The 15,341-nt window shown below is 56.9% G+C and carries 11 protein-coding genes; 6 read left to right on the forward strand and 5 right to left on the reverse strand.

Annotation, left to right across the window (positions count from 1 at the left end; genetic code table 11):
• Positions 1-22 precede the first annotated feature (22 nt).
• Both IEW06_RS00245 and IEW06_RS00250 read left to right on the forward strand, forming a co-directional pair.
• Entirely contained in the window at positions 23-976 is a 954-nt protein-coding gene (locus IEW06_RS00245) for a T9SS type A sorting domain-containing protein (protein WP_188547128.1), read from the forward strand.
• Positions 973-2,079 carry an esterase/lipase family protein gene (locus IEW06_RS00250; RefSeq protein ID WP_187731279.1) on the forward strand — a complete coding sequence of 369 codons (1,107 nt, stop codon included), beginning with the start codon at positions 973-975 and terminating at the stop codon, positions 2,077-2,079. Before IEW06_RS00245 ends, IEW06_RS00250 begins: the two co-directional genes overlap by 4 nt.
• A gap of 80 nt (positions 2,080-2,159) precedes the next feature.
• Here IEW06_RS00250 and IEW06_RS00255 read toward each other — a convergent pair whose 3' ends face one another.
• The gene (locus IEW06_RS00255) at positions 2,160-4,589 is read right to left on the reverse strand and encodes a glycoside hydrolase family 31 protein (protein WP_223284401.1); all 2,430 of its coding nucleotides are present in this window, start codon (positions 4,587-4,589) and stop codon (positions 2,160-2,162) included.
• A 193-nt stretch (positions 4,590-4,782) separates the two neighbouring features.
• Here IEW06_RS00255 and IEW06_RS00260 point away from each other — a divergent pair, with 193 nt between their 5' ends.
• Both IEW06_RS00260 and IEW06_RS00265 read left to right on the forward strand, forming a co-directional pair.
• Positions 4,783-5,712, forward strand: a complete 930-nt coding sequence (locus IEW06_RS00260) for a glycosyltransferase (protein WP_188547130.1) — start codon at positions 4,783-4,785, stop codon at positions 5,710-5,712.
• 41 nt (positions 5,713-5,753) lie between these two features.
• Positions 5,754-6,239 carry a DUF1905 domain-containing protein gene (locus IEW06_RS00265; RefSeq protein WP_187731276.1) on the forward strand — a complete coding sequence of 162 codons (486 nt, stop codon included), beginning with the start codon at positions 5,754-5,756 and terminating at the stop codon, positions 6,237-6,239.
• 100 nt (positions 6,240-6,339) lie between these two features.
• Here the strand turns inward: IEW06_RS00265 and IEW06_RS00270 are convergent, their stop codons facing one another.
• On the reverse strand, positions 6,340-6,774 hold the full coding sequence (locus IEW06_RS00270) for a VOC family protein (protein WP_187731275.1): 435 nt from the start codon (positions 6,772-6,774) through the stop codon (positions 6,340-6,342).
• A gap of 150 nt (positions 6,775-6,924) precedes the next feature.
• The gene (locus IEW06_RS00275) at positions 6,925-8,967 is read right to left on the reverse strand and encodes an alpha-amylase family glycosyl hydrolase (protein ID WP_188547132.1); all 2,043 of its coding nucleotides are present in this window, start codon (positions 8,965-8,967) and stop codon (positions 6,925-6,927) included.
• 248 nt (positions 8,968-9,215) lie between these two features.
• On the opposite strand from IEW06_RS00275, the gene ggt reads away from it, so the two are divergent.
• Positions 9,216-10,967 carry a gamma-glutamyltransferase gene (gene ggt / locus IEW06_RS00280; protein WP_187731274.1) on the forward strand — a complete coding sequence of 584 codons (1,752 nt, stop codon included), beginning with the start codon at positions 9,216-9,218 and terminating at the stop codon, positions 10,965-10,967.
• 231 nt (positions 10,968-11,198) lie between these two features.
• Here the strand turns inward: ggt and IEW06_RS00285 are convergent, their stop codons facing one another.
• Both IEW06_RS00285 and IEW06_RS00290 read right to left on the reverse strand, forming a co-directional pair.
• Entirely contained in the window at positions 11,199-11,540 is a 342-nt protein-coding gene (locus IEW06_RS00285; RefSeq protein WP_187731273.1) for a hypothetical protein, read from the reverse strand.
• A gap of 99 nt (positions 11,541-11,639) precedes the next feature.
• On the reverse strand, positions 11,640-11,990 hold the full coding sequence (locus IEW06_RS00290; protein WP_188547135.1) for a hypothetical protein: 351 nt from the start codon (positions 11,988-11,990) through the stop codon (positions 11,640-11,642).
• 489 nt (positions 11,991-12,479) lie between these two features.
• Here IEW06_RS00290 and IEW06_RS00295 point away from each other — a divergent pair, with 489 nt between their 5' ends.
• Positions 12,480-15,281 carry a TIM-barrel domain-containing protein gene (locus IEW06_RS00295; protein WP_188547137.1) on the forward strand — a complete coding sequence of 934 codons (2,802 nt, stop codon included), beginning with the start codon at positions 12,480-12,482 and terminating at the stop codon, positions 15,279-15,281.
• Positions 15,282-15,341: the final 60 nt, after the last annotated feature.

The raw sequence follows: 15,341 nt of genomic DNA on the forward strand, positions 1-15,341 counted from the left end.
CCTACCTCAATCTGACACCTGCATGAAGGCTTCCTTACTTTCTCTTTTAGTACTCAGTGGTTTATGGTGGTCGGGCACGGCCGCGGCCCAAAGCACGTTAGCGAATGGCACTTTTGAAGCCTGGGTCACGGCAAGCAACGTAGAAGCGCCCACACAATGGATTACCTCCGACGAGATTGGAGCGGCAATCTTGCCCTTAGCCATAAACGGGGTATCGAAATCGACGGAAGCGCATGCCGGACAGTTTGCCGCCCGCCTGATGTTTAAGAGCTTAAGCATCCCGCTGGTAGGTACTATTCCGGTGCCGGCAGTACTGCTACTCGGTACCGAAACGCCGCTCATCAACCCCAATAATCTTCCTCGCACGCAGGAGGATATCCTGCGGCTGCGGCCCGGCGGCATTCCGTTTACGGCCCGCCCGACTTCTATGCAGTTTTGGTTTAAATACACCGGAGCCTCAACCGAGACGGGCCAAGTAGGCTTGGTATTGTCGAAAAGCGGCCAAATCATCGGACAAACCTCGATTCAGCTTACGGGTGGCGTACCCGATTATCGGCAAATCAATCTCCCTATCACCTACACCGCTACCACAGCACCCGATACGCTGCGCATTTTCTTTGTGGCCGGCACCGGTGCAACACCTTCTCCTACTGCCGCTTTGTTTGTGGATGACGTGACCCTGCCCCTCACGGTCACTGCCAACCGAAACCCACAACTGGACGCTGCTTTAGTTGTTTATCCCAATCCCAGCTCCAATGGTGACTTCTCGCTGGCTTCTTTACAAAAACCCGGTGTAGCCACTGCTCCTTTCACCATCTCGGATGCCGCTGGCCGGATAGTACAGCGACAGGGCGCGGCGCCCATCAGCGCCGCCAATGGCCGGCTTATCAGTCTGCGGGGCCAACCTGCGGGCGTTTATTTACTGCGCCTGAGCACGCCGGAAGGCACGCTGACGCGCAAACTATTGATTCAGTGACCGAAAAATTACCCCCCGAGAGCTCTGTACCCAACCCCGACGCTGATAGCCCACCGCCAGACCAAGAGCCGTCGTCGCGGTGGCAGCGGGCCAGAGCGGCTATGCGCCGGGCAGCCGCTTTGCCCGTCACGGGCCTTGATTTTCTGTATCGCACGGGTCAGGCGTACCGTCATTTTACCCTACCGGTGCTCAACGGCGCCATCGGCGACCAGCTAGCCGAGCGCCAGGACCGCCGGGCCATTCAGATGAGCTTTCGCCAACACGGCGCTGATGTCGACGTCGCTGATTTACGCCTGAGCAGTGAGCCGCAAAAAACCGTTGTGTTTTTGCATGGCCTGATGGGCGATGAGATGATCTGGCAATCGGGTGCGGCCGATACACCGCGCTACGGACCGCTGCTGCAAAAGGAGGCCGGTGTGCGGTCGCTGTATGTGCGCTACAATAGCGGCCTGCATATTTCGGAGAATGGCCAGCTGCTCAACACGTTACTGACCAAATTATTCAAGATTCACGCCGCTGCTATCGGCGAACTGGTGCTGGTGGGCCATTCCATGGGCGGCTTAGTCATTCGCAGTGCAGGCTATTATGGTACTCGTAAAGGTCAGGAGCAAGCGCCGTGGGTGAAGCACCTGAAGTCCGTATTCATGCTGGGCGTACCCAACGACGGCTCTTTTCTGGAGCAAAACAGCCACTTAACGTCGGTGCTGCTGCGCAAGATAAATGTGGCCCCCACGCGCTTTCTCAGCAAAGCCATGGATCAGCGCAGCAACGGCATCAAGGACCTGCGGCATGCCTGGCTGGTGGATGAGGACTGGCAAAACCCGCGCGCCAACGACATTTTTGCCCCCCGCACCGTGGTTCCGCCCCTGCCCGGCGTGCATTATCATGTGCTGGTTGGCTCCTTGCTCAAAACGATGGGCTCAGCCCTCGACCATTACTTCGGCGACGGCCTAGTGGGTGGCGGCAGCGCCATCGGCCGCACCTTCGGCGACCCGGCGCTACCAGCCGGCACCATAGTGACTACCAGCGTATTTGCTCAGCAAAGCCATATCGGGCTGCTCAGCAACCCCGAGGTGTATCAGTATCTGCGGGCACATGTGTAACTGGCTTCTCCGCGCAAAAAAGCCCCCCAGAAACATTCTGGGGGGCTTTTTCATAAGTAATTCTTACTAAGCAAGTGCTGTTATTTAATTACAACCTCCGCAAAACCTGCATGCACGATAACTTCGGGCAGCACTGCATCTGTCTCAGTCGTAGTTTCCGCCAATGCAGATGATTTGCTGTCGGTAGTAGCCTTCAGCGGCGCGAAAGGCAGACCGTGAAACACTACCCGATACGTGGTGAAGCTAGGCTGATAGTCGCCTTCAATTTCCTGACGGAGCGTGAGACTGGTGTCGGTGCCGATTACCGTGAAGCGGCGCGTGGTGGCGTGCCCTTCCTGGTAGCCGTAGCCTTCGCCCCCATCATCGTAAAGGACGCTGTACTCCGTGCCGTTTTTGTAGTACACATGCAGGGTTACTTCTTCCACTACCTTCTCGCCCACGTACTGCAAGATCGGATAAAGCGGAATAACAGCGCCAGCTTTCACAAAGAGCGGTATACGGTCAAGGTTGGCACTTGCCCACACTTCGGCGCCACCAGTACGTTCCTCATCCGTCCACCAGTAGTACCACTGGCCTTTGGGCAGATACATCCAGCGGCCATCGGCGCCGGCGGTGGTGATGGGGCACACGAGCAGGTGGTCGCCGAGGCTGAACTCAGCCATGCGCAGATACGTGTCCGTGTCGGTCTGGTCAAGGAAAGCCAGGGGGCGCAGCATGGGTGTACCCTGCTGCACATACTGCCAAAACGTAGTGTACACGTAAGGCAGCAGTTGGTAGCGCAGGCTGATAAACTTGCGCGCCAGATCGGTTACTTCTTCGCCAAAAGACCAGGGCTCCTGGTCGCCGTGGTCGCCGCTGGAGTGGGTGCGGAAGAACGGATGGAAAGCCGCCAGCGCAATCCAGCGGGCATACAGCTCGCCGTCGGGCGTTTCCACAAAGCCCCCCACATCACTACCCACGAAAGAGAAGCCGCTGATACTCAGACGCTGGCACTGAATATTAGCCAGCCACAGGTGATCCCAGGAGGCAATATTGTCGCCGGTCCAGGCCGAGGAGTAGCGCTGACCGCCAGCGTAAGTGCTGCGCGTGATGGTGAACGGCCGATTGGGATACGTGAACTGCTTTACGCCCGCAGCCGTGGCCCGCGCCATCTGCATTCCGTAGATGTTGTGCGCTTTTTTGTGCGAGGCGGGGTTGCCGTCATAGTTGAAGCGCACATCATCGGGGAAGGTACCTTTCTCGAACACGGCGGGCTCGTTCATGTCATTCCATACGCCGCGCACGCCATCTTCCTGAATCAGACCTTTAAACAGCCCCGCCCACCACTCGCGCACATCGGGGCGGGTGAAATCGGGGAAGTTGCACAGGCCCGGCCACACCGAGCCGCGCATGAGTGGCCCATCGGCGCGACGGCAGAAGTAGTCATTGGCTAGGCCTTCGGTGTAAACCGAATATTCGGGGTCGATCTTGATGCCGGGGTCGATGATGACAATGGTTTTGAAGCCATCGGCGGCCAGTTCCCGCACCATGATTTTGGGGTCGGGAAAGTGTGTGGGGCTCCAGGTAAAGCACCGGTAGCCATCCATGTAGTCGATGTCCAGATACAGGGCATCGCAGGGAATTTGCCGCTCCCTAAAACCCGCGCCAATCGCCTTGAATGTACTTTCGGGGTAATAGCTCCACTTGCACTGATGGTAGCCCAGGGCCCACATGGGGGGCATTTCGGGCGGGCAAGTGAGGCGGGTGTACTCCTGCGTGACTTCGGTAAGCGTGGGGCCGTAGAGGAAGTAATAGTTCATCTCGCCACCTTGGGCCCAGAAGCTGGTTACGTCAGCACGCTCGGCGGCAAAGTCGAAGCTGGCTTTGAACGTGTTGTCGAAGAAAATGCCGTGGGCAATTTTCTGGTGCAGCTCCAGATAAAACGGGATGTTCTTGTACAGCGGGTCAGAGCCTTTTACGTAGCCGTAGGTGTCGGTGCCCCAGTTGGTAAAGCGCTTGCCGCGCAGGTTCATATTGTCGGGCTTGTCGCCGAGGCCATAGTAGTGCACGCCGCTCTGCACGTGCTTGCTCATCTTCACGATGTCGTTGCCAGTGTCATCGTCGTGCTCCCAGTGAAAGCCTTTTTCATCGGCCGAAAGCACCGTACCGGAGCGGTCAAGCACGCGGGTGGTCAGGTTTTCCTTGGCAATGGTGCAGATAAGCCGGTCGGTAGTGATACGGTAGTGATCAGTCTTTTCCCGAAACTCCAAAAAATCCAGGGCGGCGCGAGGCAGATCGGCGGGTACGGCATAGCTGAAGTCGGGCGCGAAGCCAACTTCCGTAGCGTAGCGAAAACGGAGTATTTTATCCGTGATTACCTGCAAGCACAGCTGTACGCCGTTGTCGCAGGTGAACAGAAAGTCGTTATCTATTTGCTGGCATGATACAATCTGGCCGGGCGAAAGCTCTTGCTTCCCCTTGGTAGCCAGGTCGTTCACCATGTAATTATTTTCCTGAATGATATCAGCCATGAGCGTAAGCAGCAGTTGAGATGGGCAAAAAAATACCGGCAGCGCCGGAAAGTTTTTTCACATAAGTCTGCAAGGTAAAACTGATTACCGCGAAAATTGCCTAACCTTAGGAGCAGAATCCGTTAAACACGACTGTAGAGCTTCTACAGGGCTTTTTTGTTGCCCATTTTTTTCCTGTCATCGTCCCGTTCCCATGGAAAATCCCAATCTCAAGGTATTGTTGTTAGGCTGGGATGAGACAACGCAGGTCAACGACTCGGATCAGCCCGACTCGCTGCCGCTGTTGCAAGCCTTAGCTTCTCGCACTGCCCTGACGGCTATTTTGCCGCATCTGCCTACGGGCCAACTTTCTAACGCGCGCATTACAAGCCTCGACACGCTAACCCTAGCGGACCTGGACGAGCTGCAGCCAGTGCGTGATATTAGCTCCTGGCAAGCGCCGGCCGCGCCGTATATAGGCGCAACGCAGGATAAGGCAGAGAGTGCAGGCCTCAGCCAAACGGCGCCCGATGAGAAGGATTATCTAACACAAAATAGCCCCCCAGACCTTCTCCTGACCGATGAGCAGGCAGTGGAAGCGTCGGAGCCCGGAGCAGATGAGGCCCACGACCTGGACCACCCCGGCGATAATCTGACCCTGGACAAGCCAGCCGTGACTGTTCAGCCAGAATATTTGCCCCCCATCGAGTTTACGGCTGAGCGGGCTACGCTACGCAATCTGTTAACGGCATTGCCAGAATCTCCCGGCGACCTTAATTTTCAGATAATTCAGTACACGCGCTTCGCTACGCGCTTGGCTTTGCGCGAACAGTTCGGCGTGATCTACGCGCCCGAGTGGCATGTGTGGTTGGCGGGCCTCGAAATCCGGCAGCTTACCGGCCGGCCGTTGGTGTTACACGTGCATTCGCTGGCGCTGGACCGCGATTCGCTTAACGACCGGGGCTGGATTCTGGAGCTGGAGCGGTTGGCGCTTCGTCGGGCTACATTGGTTCTGGCCGCGTCTGAAATCTTGGCGGAGCGCCTGCAAAGCGCTTATTCTGTGGCCGCCGACCGTATTAAAGTGGTTGCGGCTCACGACGAGGAAGCCTTAACAGTAGCGCTGCAATCCATCAACCGGAACTAGTAGTAGTTGGCAGCGTTGTTTCTTTGTCAAAAAATTGACTGATGACGACTCCCTCCCCTACCGCCTCTGAGCAAACCTTCGACGCCCAGCTTGAGCTACACCGCTCCGATGGCGGCGTATTCCTGACCATTCCTTTCAATGTGGACGAAGTGTACGGACAGCGCGGCACCTTACACGTGCGCGGCACCATCGATGGCTTCCCGTTTCGTTTGCCCCTGACGCCCACCCCCGAGGGCGAGCACATATTGACCGTGCACAAGCAGATTCGCAACACGATTGATAAGACATGGGGCGAAACGGTGCATGTTGTGCTGACCCCCGACACTGAAGAAAGCGTTCTGGAAATTCCAGCGGAGCTGACGAATGCGCTGGCTCAAAACGATCTGCTCGCCAAGTTTGAGCAGCTTTCCTACGCTCAGCGCAAAGAGTACGCGCAGTGGATAACCCGCGCCAAGAAATACGAGAAGCGCGCCGAGCGGGTAGCGGAAGCAATTGAGCGGATTAAAATTGGCCGCCGCTTTCGGTAAGAAATCAGCCTACAAGCGAAACCGCCCTACCAAGCTATTACAGCTTGGTAGGGCGGTTTCGCTTGTAGTTGCCAGCCGTTTTTCTGGCTGTGTTGTCTTGTTATCGGATGCTAGCTTCAGCTACGGGCTGCTCTGGCATGACGGTGGATGGGTCCATGTACATGACTTCCCACAGATGGCCATCTAAATCCTGATACCCATGCCCGTACATATAGCCGTGGTCCTCAGGCTCTCTGGTTATGGTACCACCAGCATTTACCGCTTTGCTGATCATCTCATCTACCTGCTCGCGGCTATCCGCCGAAAGACAGATAATGGCCTCCGTACTTTTGGTAGCATCCACGATTTCTTTTTTGGTGAGAGTTTGAAAGAATGGCTCTACCAAAAGCATAACGTATATGTTCTCGCCTACAATCATGCACGTGGCGTTCTCATCCGTGAATTGCTGATTGAAGCGGTAGCCGAGTTTTGTAAAAAACTCCACCGACCTGAAGAGGTCTTTTACGGGCAGGTTTACGAAAATCTGAGTTGCCATAACGTTGTTGTTTTAAAGAGTACACAACAAAGATATTAGCCCCCCATAAGAGCGAAACTGTGTGAATGCGACAATGTAAGGGGGTATTTGCGACATATTTTTCAGCCGTGTTTACCTCTCACAATTTGACTCATTTGCCCTGATAAAAGCTTACACCCGCGCCAGCACCAACGCCGTGCGGCTCGTTACGTACAGGCTCAATTTGTCAACATCATCTTCCCTGAAAGTCTCATAAATCAGGGCGTCATCTACGCGGTTGAAGCCATCGAACTGAGGCGAATCGGAAGAAAGGATGACACGGTAGCGACCAGGATTGGGCACGAAGAATCGGTAGTCTGGCACACTGCGCTCAACATGGAAATTGAACACGAATATCAGCCCCCCACGCTCGAAAATAAGGACCTGGTTTTCGGGGTCATTGTTGAGCAGTTGCGCATGACCGGCGGCCAGCAGGCGGCGCGATCTGGCCATGCCTATCATTGCCTTATCGAAGGCCAGTAAGTACTGATATTTAAGGTCGGGGTTATCGGCCAACGACCACTGCCGACGGGCGTAGTGGTAGCTCCAGTCGTTGCCCTGCCGCGGAAAATCGACCCACTCAGGATGCCCAAACTCGTTGCCGATGAAGGTGAGATAGGCTTCTCCACCCAATGCCAGCGTGATAAGGCGAATCATCTTGTGCAGCGCCATGCCACGGGCTACAACCGGGTCGGGGTCATTTTTGCTCATGTGCGAGTAGATGGCCGCATCCATAAGCCAGTGCGCCAGGGTTTTATCCCCTACTAGCGCCTGGTCGTGCGACTCGGCGTAGGCCACGGTTTTCTCGCCCACGCGGCGGTTGGTGAGCGTGTACCATAGTTCGCCCAGATTCCAGTCTTCGTCGCGGCGGTGCTTGAGCAACTTAATCCAGTAATCAGGAATGCCCATGCCCAGGCGGTAGTTGAAGCCGACGCCGCCCTCGCTGATGGGCCGGCACAAGCCCGGCAAGCCGCTCATATCCTCGGCAATAAGCAAGGCGCCGCGCTTTAGTTCCTGCACCAGCGTGGAGGCCAGTTGCAGATACAAAATAGCATCTTCATCGGCCTCGGGGCCAAAATACTGCGCATAGGTACTGAACGCCACGCCCTCGCCGTGATGATGGTAGAGCATGGAAGTCACCCCATCGAAGCGAAAGCCATCGAAGTGAAACTCTTCCAGCCAGTAGCGCAGGTTGGACAGCAAAAACTGCTGCACCTCCGGCTGCCCGTAGTTGAAGAGCTTGGAGTCCCAGCCGGGATGGTTGCCACGGGGCCCAGCGTGGAAATATTGCCCCCCAGAGCCATCAAAATCGGCTAGTCCCTCAGCCTCATTTTTCACCGCATGCGAATGCACCACATCCAGCAGCACCGCGATGCCCCTGTTATGAGCTTCGTTTATCAGATGCTTCAGCTCTTCGGGTGTGCCAAACCGTGACGAGACCGCGAAGAAATTAGCCACATGGTAGCCAAAGGAGCCGTAATATGGGTGCTCCATCACGGCCATAAGCTGCAAGCAGTTATAGCCTAAAGCCTGCACGCGGGGCAGCACTTTTTCGGCAAACTCTAGGTAGCTGCCTACCTTCCCTTCTTCCGTAGCCATGCCTACGTGGCACTCATAAATGAAGGGCTCGCGCACATAATTATTGATGCGAAACTTCTGGTCAGTCCAGATAAAGGGCGCTTCAGGGCGCCACACCTGACCTGTATAATCTTTGGTCTCGGGGTCCTGTACGGCCCGGCGCAGCGTGGCCGGCAGGCGGTCTTTTGCCCCCTTCTGGGTGACTACATGCACTTTATAGCGGCTGTGGTGCGTGAGCCTTTCCTTGTAGTCTTTATCGGACAGAAACACCTCCCACACGCCATTTTCACCTTTTTTCAGAGGAGTGGCGGCGCGGTCCCAGCCATTAAAATCGCCCACCAGAAACAGCCCTTCGGCCGCCGGCGCCCACTCCCGAAACCAGTAGCCGCGGCGGCGGGAGTCATAGTTAAGGCCCAATTGCTGATGAGCGGTGGCAAATTTGCTCAGCGAGCCATGCGACTGCTCAATTTCCTGCAAACGCTGTCGCAGGCGCTCTTGCCGCGCCAGCAGCACAGGTTCGTAAGGTTCGAGCCAGGGGTCCTGCTGCACGATGGGCAGGCTAGCGGTGGGGGCAACAGTGAGGTCAGGAGTTTTCATAGCGCAACTAGAGTTTAGGCAAAACTATCATTACCGTCGGATTATCACCGGCTCTTCTTGCGGAGGCGGTGTTAGTGAGGCAGTTCGGTTCTTAAGCTACTCAAAGCTGCCTTATTTTTATCTTCTCAGCGTAACATGCCGTGCTGGGGGGCAAATTTGGGGTCGTTTTAAAAAATATATTTTACCAAGGCTATATTATTAAAAGGGGCACAAAGCTTGGTAACGGCTGTAAGCCTTATCTTACTTGCATGAAGTCCCGCTTTTACTCCTTCGTCCTGTTGGCGCTGCTGGCGTGCACCACCAGCACGCCAACCGCTTCTGTTACTCCCGCCAACACGCTGGCAGCGCCGTTGCCAGATTCCGAGCCGAGCCTGATTACGGCGCAGGCCATGGTAGTATCGGCTCACCCGGAGGCGTCGCGCATTGGTCTGGAAGTATTGCAAAAGGGCGGCAATGCTTATGACGCAGCCGTAGCGGTACAGTTTGCGCTGGCAGTGGCTTTACCAACGGCCGGCAACCTTGGCGGCGGCGGCTTCTTTCTGTATCGGGGGAATGAGGGCAGCATAGGCGCCCTGGATTTTCGGGAAATGGCCCCCAGCGCCGCCAGCCGCGATATGTACCTGGACAAGCAAGGCAATGTCATTACGGATCTGAGCACGGCGGGCCACCTGGCGTCGGGGGTTCCGGGCACAGTAGCCGGCATGATAACCGTGCACCAAAAGCTGGGCAAGCTCCCCTGGACCGAGCTGGTGCAGCCCGCCGTAGAGCTGGCTCGCCGCGGCGTGGTGCTCACGAGCAAAGAAGCCGCTGGCCTCAACCGCACCCGGCCGGATTTCATTAAGTATAACCCCAAGCATACGCCCGCCTACGTGCGGCCCGATGGCGATACGCGCCCCTGGCAGGCCAGCGACACCATTCGCTACCCCGACCTGGCGCGCACCCTAGAACGCATTCGTGACAAGGGCTGGGCGGGCTTTTATCAGGGTCAAACGGCCAAGCTCATCGTGGCTGAGATGCAGCGGGGCGGCGGCATTATTACCGAGCAGGATTTGCTGAGGTACCAACCCAAGTGGCGCGCTCCGTTGCGCGGTAGCTACCGGGGCTACGATTTGATTGCAATGCCCCCACCAAGCAGCGGTGGCGTGGCTTTGTTGCAAATGCTGCAAATGCTGGAGCCCTACGATTTGCGCGCCGCCGGCTGGCACTCGCCGCTGGCCGTGCATTATATAACGGAGGCTGAGCGCCGGGTGTATGCCGACCGCGCCACCTACCTCGGCGACCCGGACTTCGGTAAAGTGCCCGTAGCCCAACTCACCGATCCGACTTATGTTAAGAATAGGATGAGTACGCTGGAAAATAACGGCCGGGCCACGCCGTCGTCTGAGGTGCAGGCTGGCGCGGGCCTGCCCGTGTACGAAAGCGACCAAACCACTCACTACAACATCGTGGATGCTATGGGCAACGCGGTATCGTGCACTACTACGCTCAACGGTAGCTACGGCAGCAAAGTGGTAGTGGCTGGCGCGGGCTTTTTGCTGAATAATGAAATGGACGACTTCTCGGTGAAAGCTGGCGCGCCCAACTATTATGGCCTGGTCGGCGGCACTGCCAACGCTATTGAGCCCGGTAAGCGCATGCTTTCGTCTATGACGCCGACAATCGTTACGCAGGGCGGCAAACTGTTTATGGTGGTGGGTACGCCCGGCGGCAGTACTATTATCACCAGTGTGCTTCAAACCATCATCCACGTGCTCGATTATGGCATGACTATGCAGCAAGCGGTATCCGCACCGCGCCTGCATCATCAATGGCTCCCCGACCAGATTGACGCGGAAGAAAACGCCCTCCTCCCCGCCGCCCGCGACACGTTGCAACGGCGTGGTTACAAAATCAATCCGCGTAGTGCCTGGGGCCGCGTAGATGCCATCCGTGTGCTACCCGACGGCCACCTGGAAGGCGGCGCCGATCCAAGGGGCGACGATAAGGCGATGGGTTATTAAGGCGACTAATACTTAGTAGATCATACACTAAAAGAACGTCATGCAGAGCGGCAGCGAAGCATCTCGCGTGCTGATGTTGTGATAGTAAATCAACCAAACACGCGAGATGCTTCGCTCCGCTCTGCATGACGTTCTTACAAGCATAAGCTGATTTATAACCAAAGCAGGAGGTTGATTACATGCTATAAACCAGCATCTAATCAACCCCCTTCTTGTTCTTCTAAATGAGAATTACTTTAACTGGCCGGCCGCACTGCTGAGCATTTGGCCTAACTGCTGTAGCTTATCGGCGGTGGCGCCGTCGGCACCAGCGGCGGCTTTGATGGTATGCTCGCCCAGTTTAGTGAGCGACTGGCTAAGCTGGGAAGTATCCGGCATGGGTAAATCGAGCAGGTCTTTGAGATTTTCCAGCTCGTGGGCTACACCGTTTAATTTAGTATCGGCGCTCACCTTTAGGGTATCGATCCAGCTGTTGATGCTACGAGTAGCACCGTGACGAGCTTCGTGCAGGCCTCCATTAAGCGAATTGAGGGTCGAATCGAGGTGGGCGAGGTTATTTGGGGATGTTGACATAGCAGAGAAAGGCTTTGAAAAAGAGCAGAGAATAAGGATAAAGAAAATCGGACCATGCCATACAGCAACAATCCGATTTCTGGGGGGCAAAATGAGCGCTTAATGAATCTGGCTGGCGGCCGAGCTCAGTGCCTGACCTAGCTGGCGCACTTTTTCTTGTGAGCCTGGATCGGCCGATTCGGCGGCCCGCATGGTATGTTCGCCCAACGTTTTTAATGACTGCTGTACCTGCAAAGTATCGGGCGAGCTGCCCGATAGCGCGTCGTTGAGACGCTCCAACTCGGAGGCAATACCGGAGAGCTGGCCGTTATTGGAGTTCTGCAACGTGCTGATCCAGTTTTGAATATTAGAGCTAGCCTGGGGGGCTAATCCGGCAAGGTTGCCGCCTTGCAGAGCTTGAATAGTAGCGTCGAGTTGGGCAGTACCGGTGAATTTGCTTTCTTCTTGCATAACGATTGGGGTTTGGTAGGTGGATAGATGGGCTTACGAGACAGGTTTAGTACAGTTGAGTTTTAGATAGTGCAAAATTATGTCCAAAATACTCATTATCAGATACTTAAAACTAATATTAAGCTTGCTTGTTAAGCACCGAAACGAGCCGCAATAATTCTTCCTCAGTTGCTGTATTATGAATTCCAGGCAGTCTTAAGGGCCACTCTACTATACTCTTAAAGCTTCAAGCCTTCTGTTGCAAAAACAAGCACCACAGGGCACATTATGCGGCTCAATGACCATAGCTTGGAACTAACAATCAGCTGACGTTAAAATCCTTCGAACCCGTAAAAAGAGTCGGTTGCTTCTTCCTAGAGTAGCCGACTCTTTTTCTTGCTTCGGCTAATAGCCCATGACGATACGCCGGAGGCTATTTCACACCGTTGCTTTGGGAAGGAGCTTGCCCGCGGCTACATCCAGTATCTTGCCCCGCAAAGTCCCTACGCTATGCCCCTGCTGTTAAGCCATTGCCTTCTCCTGCTCTTTCTTTCAACCACGCTGAGCCTGCCGGGCTTCGGGCAGCGCGAAGGTGAAGGGCCACCTACCCAGGACCCATTCCAGAAGCCTGCCGCCCCGGCGCGCCCTATTGCGGCGTACCGCTCGCATCAGTACACGGCCGGCCAGCTCAGCATCAGGGCTACCGATGGGGCGACGCTGCGGGTGCGCCCGTGGGCGACGGGTGTGGTGCGCATAGAGTACTTCCCTGCTGGCAGCCCCGTGCAGCCCGATGCGTCGGTGAGTGTGGTCACGCAGCCAAGCGCTGGTCTGGCAACGGGTGTTCGTGAAACCAGCCGAAGTCTGGAGGTCGGGTTAGCCGAAAACCTGCGGGTGGCAGTCAGCAAGAGTCCGCTGCGGGTGCACCTGCTGCGAGGCCCCGATACGGTGGCGACGGAGGCCTGGGGGGCTTTTCAGCGCGGCGCAACTACCTCATCCTCAAATGAAACAGGCGTGAGCTTCCGGCTGCGGCCCGGCGAGCAGCTTTATGGCACCGGTGCCCGGGCCTTGCCGCTTGACCGCCGGGGCCGCCGCCTGGAGCTGTACAACCAAGCCCGCTACGCCTATCAGAACGGTACCGAAAACCTCAATTTAACGCTGCCAGTTGTGGTGTCGAGCCGGGGCTATGCGGTGTTCATTGACAACCACACGGCTGGCTACCTCGATCTGGGCGCAACCAATAAGAGCGTGCTGGAATACGGTGGCGAAGGCCTGCGCAACCTGGGCTACTTCCTCGTAACCGGCGACTCATACGCCACTATTCTGGACCGCTACACGGCGCTTACCGGCCGTCAGCCGCTGCCTCCGCGCTGGGCATTGGGCCTGATTCAGAGTCGCTTTGGCTACCGCTCCCAGGCCGAAACCGAAGCCGTGGCCCAACGCATGCGCCGCGAAGGGTTTCCGCTGGATGCGTTGGTGCTGGACCTGTACTGGTTTGGCACTACCAAAGACCAGGGCAACCTCGATTGGAACTACCCGAAATTCCCGAAGCCCGCCGCAATGATGCGCAATCTGGATTCGGTGGGCGTCAAGACCATCCTGATTTCGGAGCCGTACGTGATGCGCGCTTCCCGCAACGACTCCGTTGTGCGCACCCAGGGCCTGGTTGGCACCGACTCGGTGGGGCGTCCGTTCACGGTGGCTTCCTTCTGGGCCGGGCCGGCGTCGTTGCTCGATATGTTTAAGCCCAGCGCCCGCCAGTGGCTGTGGTCGTACTACAAAAAGCGCAAAACCGAAGGCGTGGGCGGCTGGTGGAGTGACTTAGGCGAGCCCGAAAATCACCCCGTGGAGATGCACCACGTCACCGGCCCCACGCGCCAGGTGCATAATGCTTATGGGCAGGCGTGGGCCAGCATTCTTGCCGAGAAATACGCCCAGGAATATCCACAGGAGCGATTATTCAACCTGGCGCGCTCCGGGTGGGCGGGCATGCAGCGCAATAGCGTGTTTCCCTGGTCGGGCGATATCAACCGGTCGTGGTCGGGCTTCCAGGCCCAGATTCCCATTATGCTAGGCGTGAGCATGGGCGGCGTGGGCTACATGCATTCCGATGCCGGCGGCTTCTGCGTGGGGCCCATCGACCCGGAACTGTACACCCGCTGGCTGCAAATGGCCTCGCTTTGCCCGATCATGCGCCCCCACGGCGAAGGCGTTCCGCCCGAGCCTTACTATTACCCGGAGCCCTACAAAAGCATCGTGCGCAATGCCGCCCGCCAGCGCTACGAGCTGCTTCCCTATCTCTACACTCTGGCCTGGCAGAATGCCCAGACCGGCGCGCCGCTCGCCCGCCCGATGAACTACGAGGCAGCTCCGGGGCTGGATAATGAGCAGCTGGGCAACGTGAACGACCAGTATTTGCTTGGGCCAAACCTGTTGGTGGCGCCCGTAGTGCAGCCAGGGCAGCGCCGCCGCAACGTGCTGCTGCCCGTCGGCAACTGGATTGATTTTCACTCCCATGAAACCCTGGCTGGGGGGAAAATAGCAGGGCGTAGTGCCCCGTTGGAGCGGGTGCCACTTCTGGTGAAGGCCGGTGCTTTTCTGCCGCTGGCACCCTACGTCAACACCACGGCCCGCTACCACACCGATACCCTGCGCGTGCGCTTTTATGCTGATTACGGCGTTCCTGAATCCAGCTTTACGCTTTATGAAGATGACGGAAAATCAGCGCAGGCAATGGATGGGGGGCAATTTCAGCTACTTTCTTTTGCGGGCACAACGGCCGCCAACCAAACCGAGATTCAGGTAAGTGCCAGTGGCCAGGGCTACGCCAAAATGCCCCCCAGCCGCGTTATCGAGCTTCTGATTCCGCGCGTAGCTGCCGCCCCTACCGCTGTGCTCGTAGCCGGACAGCCCGCCCCCGCCGATACCTGGCGCTACGATACTACCGAACAAGCTTTGCATGTGCGTGTTCGCTTTCAAAATCAGCCGCTTACCGTTGCTATTCAGGGCCTTCGCCTGAACAGTGCTTCTACTGCCGCCGCTCCCGAAACGTTAACGCTGACGGCCCCCAGCGACCGGGTGTTTGGCGGCCGCACTACCCTCCACTATACGCTGCACACGCCCGGCCAGCACACATTGCGCATCCGCGATGCCCAAGGCCAGGTAGTGCGCACTTTCCAGTCATCCACCGAAATGGGTCCTCACGAGCTGCCCTGGAATGCTGAAGACCAAAACGGTCGTTCCCTGCCCAGCGGCGTGTATACGGCCGAAATGCTAGGTCAGCATCAGCGCTTGGTGCTGGTGCGCCCCGACTAACACTTGGTGCTGGGACAACTGCCTCACTGACTTTTAGCCTTCTGGTTTCTTGCTTTTCCT

It is taken from the genome of Hymenobacter qilianensis (assembly GCF_014638675.1).
GTDB classification, from domain to species: Bacteria; Bacteroidota; Bacteroidia; order Cytophagales; family Hymenobacteraceae; genus Hymenobacter; species Hymenobacter qilianensis.